We start from the raw sequence: 5,409 nt of genomic DNA, 5'->3' as shown, positions 1-5,409 counted from the left end.
GTCCGCCAGCGCGGCCGTGACTCCCGTGGCGACCAGGTCGTGGGGGCCGAGCGGCAGCAGCTTCCCCGTGCGGATGCGCACCACCTCCCACCCGGCGGAAGGGGCGGAGGGAGGGGCGGAGGGGAGCGCGGCCGGAGCGGCGGCAGCTGGAGGACTCGATCGAGCGGGCCGAGGAGTCGACGACGCGGCGGGCGCGGATCCGCTCGGGCCGGTGGGCGACACGGACCCGCGGCCGGTGGGCGACGCGGACGTCGGGAGCCCCCGCGCGATCACGGCGGGCGGCGCCAGGAGGACGAAGGAGCCGTCGTCGGGGGCGGACGTCGGCGCGAGCACCTCGGCGAGCCGACCGCCGATCATCGGCGCGGCCCGGGGCAGGCGCGGCGAGGCGAGCTCGGCGCAGTCGGGGCACCAGGAGGAGCGGCGCCGCTCCCGGCCGGGACGGTGGCGCTGCTCCTCGGGGGTGGCGACGAAGACATGCCCGGCGTCGCAGAGCCAGCACAGGTAGACGTCGGCCGCGGGCGGGATCTGGCTGAGCACGATGCCCTCGTTGTACTCGGGCCGGTACTGCCGCACCAGGACGGGGTAGGACGCCCACGCCTCCCGGTAGGTGCCGACCGCGTAGGGGACGTCGGCGCCGCGCGAGAACCGCCGCCGCTGCCACCACCGCCCGATCGCCTCCGCCACCCTCCGCACGCTACGCGCGACCACCGACGCGGAAGCGGCGCCCGCGTGCGCAGGCGGGATCTCGAGACGCCCTGCGGGCTGCTCGATCAGCATGCGCGGCGGGAAAGACTATCCGCCCGCGCGGCGTGCTCCCGGCCGACTGGGAGCGGCGGAGCCGTCCCTCGCCTAGTGAGCGGAGTCCTGCTCGTCGATGTCCGCGATCTCGGCCTCGTCCGGCTTGAAGGTCAGCGAGAACATGGCGATCGCGACGAGCACGACGATGAAGGCGACGCCGAACGAGATGAGCGCGACGACAGGCTCGCGGGTCGAGAGCATGACGACCAGGCCGACGAAGGCCGCCATCACCGCGGAGAAGCCGATGAGCTCGAGCGGGCGCAAGCGGTCCTTGCGGGTCGGCTGGAACGTGCGGGGCGTGAACTCGCCGGGGTCGCGCGCCGGGGCGGAGTCGGCCGCCGAGGCGCGGTCGGCGGGAGAGGCGGGGTCGGGCTGCTGGCCTTCGGCGGTCATCGGTCTCCTCCGGAGGTCGGTGTCGTGGGGGCGACGGGATCGTGTCCGGTGGCTGCGTCGGCGCCGGCGGCCCATTTGAGCGAGAACGCCGCGATGGCGAGGAACACGGCGACCATCACGGCGTAGGCGCCGAGGAGGCCGACGGTGACGACGGGGTGGGGCGGGAGGAGTCCGAAGGCGGCGCCGAGCAGCATCGTGCCGACGCCGACGATCACGGAGTCGCGGGCGGCGAGGCCCTGACCGCGGCGGCCGCTCGAGAACTCGAGGAAGCCGGAGAGCAGCGCCCAGCCGGCGACGAGGGCGACGAAGGAGAGCAGGTTGGCGACCGGGAGCGCGACGAGCGCCGCGACTCCGGCGACCAGGGTGAGCACCGCGGAGCCGAGGGCGAGCGGGCGGGCCCGGCCGCTCCAGCTGCGGAGCCCGAGGGCGAGCGAGACGGCGCCGGTCGCGATCGCGAAGCCGCCGAAGACGGCGAGGCCGAAGGAGGGCCCGTGGTCGGGTGAGAAGGTGACGACGCAGCCGGCGACCGCCGCGATCACGGCGCGCGCGAGGGGCAGGGTCCACAGGCGGCGGTCGGAGTCGGCGGCGATGGCCACGGTCGAGCCTCTCTGGGATGGAGGGAGAAGGCGTCCGGGAGCGGACGGCTGGGCGCGCGACGGCACGGCGACGCGGACTCCACCGATTTTACGCTCCCGCGGCTCCGCCCAGGCCCGGAGCGGGGCCCGGGGCGCGATCCGGGGCGAAGTCGCAGGCGGCTCAGCCGAGCCAGACCTCCTCCACCCGCGGGAACACGGCGTCGGCGGAGAAGCGCTCGCGGAAGCGCGCCCCGGCCTTCTCGACGACCTCGGCACGGGCGTCCTCGTCGGTGATGAGCTCGGTCAGCGCGGCGGCGAGGCCCTCCACGTCTCCGGGCGCGACCACGCGGCCGCAGCCGTCGCCGAGGACCTCGGGGATGCCGCCGACCGCGGTCGAGACGACGGCGGCGTCGCGGGCGAGGGCTTCGAGGATGAAGATCGGCATCGCCTCGTCGCGCGAGGGCAGGACGGCGATGGACGCCTCGTCGAGCAGGGCGAGCAGGCGGGCGTTCTCGAGCGAGCCGAGGAACTCGATCCCCGGGACGCCGCGGTCGACGACCTCCGGCTCGCGGATCGGACCGGCGACCAGCAGGCGCCAGCCCTCCTTGCCCTCGACCTGCGCCCACGCCTTCTGCAGCACGTCGACGCCCTTGCGGTGGCTGACGACGCCGCCGAAGACGACGGTGCGTGTCTTCTCGCGCGGGGTGCCCTGCTCGAGCGCGTTCGGCACGAGGTGCACACGCTCGGCGGGGACGTAGCGGCGGCAGATCGCCGAGGTCTCCTCCGAGAGCGAGATGATCTCGTCCGCGCTGCGCAGCACGTCCTTCACCAGGCGCGGGTGCGCGGCGGTGAAGGCGGCGAACTCGCTGCCGTGCAGGTGGGCGACCGTGCGCAGGCCCAGGCGGTGCGCGAGGCGGAGGAGGGACCCCTCGCGGAGGAACGAGCCGCGCTCCGAGAGGTGGACGACGATCACGGCGCCGGGCTCGCGGCGCGCGATCGCGACGATGCGGGCGGCGGCGCCGGCGGCCAGGCGGGCCGCGGCGACGTGCTCGCCCGGAGCGGTGCGGGAGGAGATCACCCGGACGTCCGAGCGCTCGAACGGCCAGCGCAGGTACCCGTTGACGACCTGCGTCATGCCTCCGGGGACCTCTCCGCTGCGGCCGACGTGGTACACCCGCGTCTTCGGGCCGGCAGGGGCTGCCGCGGCGGCCGGGCGGCTGCGGGGCGGCACGGCGAGCAGCGCCTGGATGTCGTCGCGGACGCCGCGGAGGCGTCCGCGGGCGACGAGCAGCTTCTCGAGCAGCTCGCTCCGGCGGGCGACCACGGCGGAGAAGGTCTCGACGCCGGCGGCCGGGGTCGTCCGGGACATATCGACCGTGACGTCGTGGATCCCGATGGTCTCGAAGTGGCGCGAGGCCTTCGTCGATCCGTCCATCTGCAGGCTCACCGGGGCCGCGCCCTCGGTGAACGCCATGATGATCACGTGCAGCCGGTCGCTCATCGCGACGCGGGCCGTGCGGTAGAGCTCGCGCAGCAGGATCTCGTGCTCGTCGTGGGTGTGCGCCGGATCCCAGTCGAGGATGTCCGCGTCGAGGTCGGCGGCGAGACGGCGGGAGCGCTCGGCGTCGACGGCGACCTGCGTGACGACGACGATGTCGAGGTCCTCGCGCTCGGCGAAGCCCTTGATCGCGGCCAGCCACTCCTGCTCGGGGTAGGGGCGGGCGTCCACCTCGTGGTCCTCGCGGAGGGAGAGGACCAGAACGCGCCGCTCCTCGTCGGGCTGCGCGGCGAACGCGGTCAGCTCCGCGTCGCTCGAGCCCTCGCCGTAGCCGAGGTCGGGCATGGCGGCGCCGACGCGCATGTAGCCGGCCGTCTTGTCGTCGCGCCAGCGGGTGTAGCTCGAGAGCGCCATCGAGGGCCACATGATCGCGCGGGGCAGCGGGGCGAAGTTGCGGGTGCCCACGCCGGCGCGGATCACGCGGCCGCCGCCGAGGCGCACCAGGGCGATGCCCGGGAGCATCACGAGGTGCTCCTTCATCCCGATCAGGGTCAGCTGGATCTCTCCCGGCTTGAACACCGAGTTCGCCCGGCCGGCGAGGGCCTCGCGGGCGAGCGCCGCGTACCAGCGCAGGAGCGAGCGGTACACCGTGTCGTCCGGGCCCAGGCGCAGGCCGTCGTCGTAGCCCCACGGCGAGTGGCCCACGTAGACGTGGAGCGGACCCGACTCGCGGAGCCAGTCGAGGAGCTGGCGGCGCAGGATGATGTCGCCGATGTTCTCGTACTGGCCGCGGCCGACGGCGAAGATCGATCGGGCAGGTGTCACGGGCGGGCCTTTCGGAGGGGTTCGCGTGGGGGTGACCGGTGCGGAGCGGGGAGCGTCGCGGGTCTCCCCGGTCGATCCTCCTGCCGCGCTGCCGTCGTGGGCCGGGCCGGCCGGGCTCCGCAGGAGCGGGCTCGGGGCCGATGGCGCCCCGGGCAGACTAGCGCAGGCGGGCTCGGCGGCTCGAGGAGGAGTGCTCGCGTCAACAGCCGTTGGTGACCAGGAAGGCCTTGAGGAAGGCGCCGGTCTGGTAGACGTACTGGTTCACCAGGTAGTCCAGGCCCATCGGCTCTCCCGAGGGCACCATCGAGAGCTCGCCGGAGTAGCAGCGCTCGATGATCATCTCGGCGCGCACGAGGTGGGAGGCGTTGGTGATCACGATGACGTGGTCCCAGCCGTACTGCTCGGCCATGTCGCGCAGCTGCCGGGCCTCTCCCTGGGTCGTGAGCGGGTCGGCGGAGTAGCAGAGGACGTCGCCGCCGGGCTCGTTGCACTTCTTGTACTTCTTGGCCTCATAGGGAGCGTTCATCTCGCCGGGGCCGACCGAGAGCACCATCGTGTCCGTCGCTCCGGAGGTGATGATCCGGCGGGCGAACTCGACGCGCGCCCTCGTGGACGGGCCGAGCACGAAGACCGCGTCCGCCTGCTCGGGGATCGGGTCGATCGGGGGCGTGACGTAGAGCGGGATCCCGGCGCCGAAGAGGGCGAGCACCACGAGGGGGACGAGCAGGAGCCGTCCGATCACGGTGCGAGCGCGGCTCCGGTGGCGTCTCGGGCGCTCCCGGGACGGCGGGGTGGACGGGCGGTCGCCGGTCGCGGTCGTGGCCGTGTCCATCGCGTCCTCCCTCTCGTCGGGACCGCCGCTCGCCCGCGGCGGGTGATCCGCGACGCGGGTGCGACGGCGATCACCAGTGGACAGCCCATCATCGCAGTGTTTCGGCGCGGGGTCGGCCCGGTGAACGCCCGGTCAATTCTCTCGCCCAGCGGCCCGGCCCGGGGCCGTGTCCAGAGTCGCCGGATAGGGTCGCCGTTCCTCGACCGAGCAGCACTCCCCCTCGTCCATTCCGCGGACGGACATTCCCGGCGTCTCCTCCCGATCCGACATCCGCCCTCCGATCCGTCGTCGACAGCGCGTGTGACCGTTCCGTGTACACGCATGCGCGGCGGTTCGCCAGTCCTTCAGCGGAATCGCTGATACAAGCCCGACCACCACGCCCGAATGGGGTACTACAACCTGAATCCGTCTCATCCAGCCATCAGTCGCAAGGCCCGTCTATAGCGTCGGGAGGACCAGCACCACCCCCTTGAGCAGCCCCCTCGAAC

The 5,409-nt window shown here is 73.6% G+C and carries 5 protein-coding genes; all 5 read right to left on the bottom strand.

Annotation, left to right across the window (positions count from 1 at the left end):
- A partial coding sequence (locus C5C39_RS16940) for a hypothetical protein (protein WP_104353929.1) occupies positions 1-684 on the bottom strand: 684 nt, incomplete at its 3' end.
- Between the two features lie 165 nt (positions 685-849).
- Positions 850-1,191 (bottom strand): hypothetical protein, encoded by a 342-nt coding sequence (locus tag C5C39_RS17920; RefSeq protein WP_258059918.1) that lies wholly within the window; start codon positions 1,189-1,191, stop codon positions 850-852.
- Positions 1,188-1,787 carry a DUF308 domain-containing protein gene (locus tag C5C39_RS16930; RefSeq protein WP_104353928.1) on the bottom strand — a complete coding sequence of 200 codons (600 nt, stop codon included), beginning with the start codon at positions 1,785-1,787 and terminating at the stop codon, positions 1,188-1,190. Before C5C39_RS16930 ends, C5C39_RS17920 begins: the two co-directional genes overlap by 4 nt.
- 160 nt (positions 1,788-1,947) lie before the next feature.
- On the bottom strand, positions 1,948-4,089 hold the full coding sequence (locus tag C5C39_RS16925) for a glycosyltransferase family 4 protein (protein WP_104226626.1): 2,142 nt from the start codon (positions 4,087-4,089) through the stop codon (positions 1,948-1,950).
- A gap of 199 nt (positions 4,090-4,288) precedes the next feature.
- On the bottom strand, positions 4,289-4,921 hold the full coding sequence (locus tag C5C39_RS16920) for a YdcF family protein (RefSeq protein WP_104233546.1): 633 nt from the start codon (positions 4,919-4,921) through the stop codon (positions 4,289-4,291).
- Positions 4,922-5,409 lie beyond the last annotated feature (488 nt).

Origin of the sequence: Rathayibacter sp. AY1F3 (genome assembly GCF_002931975.1) — a bacterium.
Taxonomy (GTDB): Bacteria; Actinomycetota; Actinomycetes; order Actinomycetales; family Microbacteriaceae; genus Rathayibacter.
This window is presented reverse-complemented; position numbering and strand designations above follow the sequence as displayed.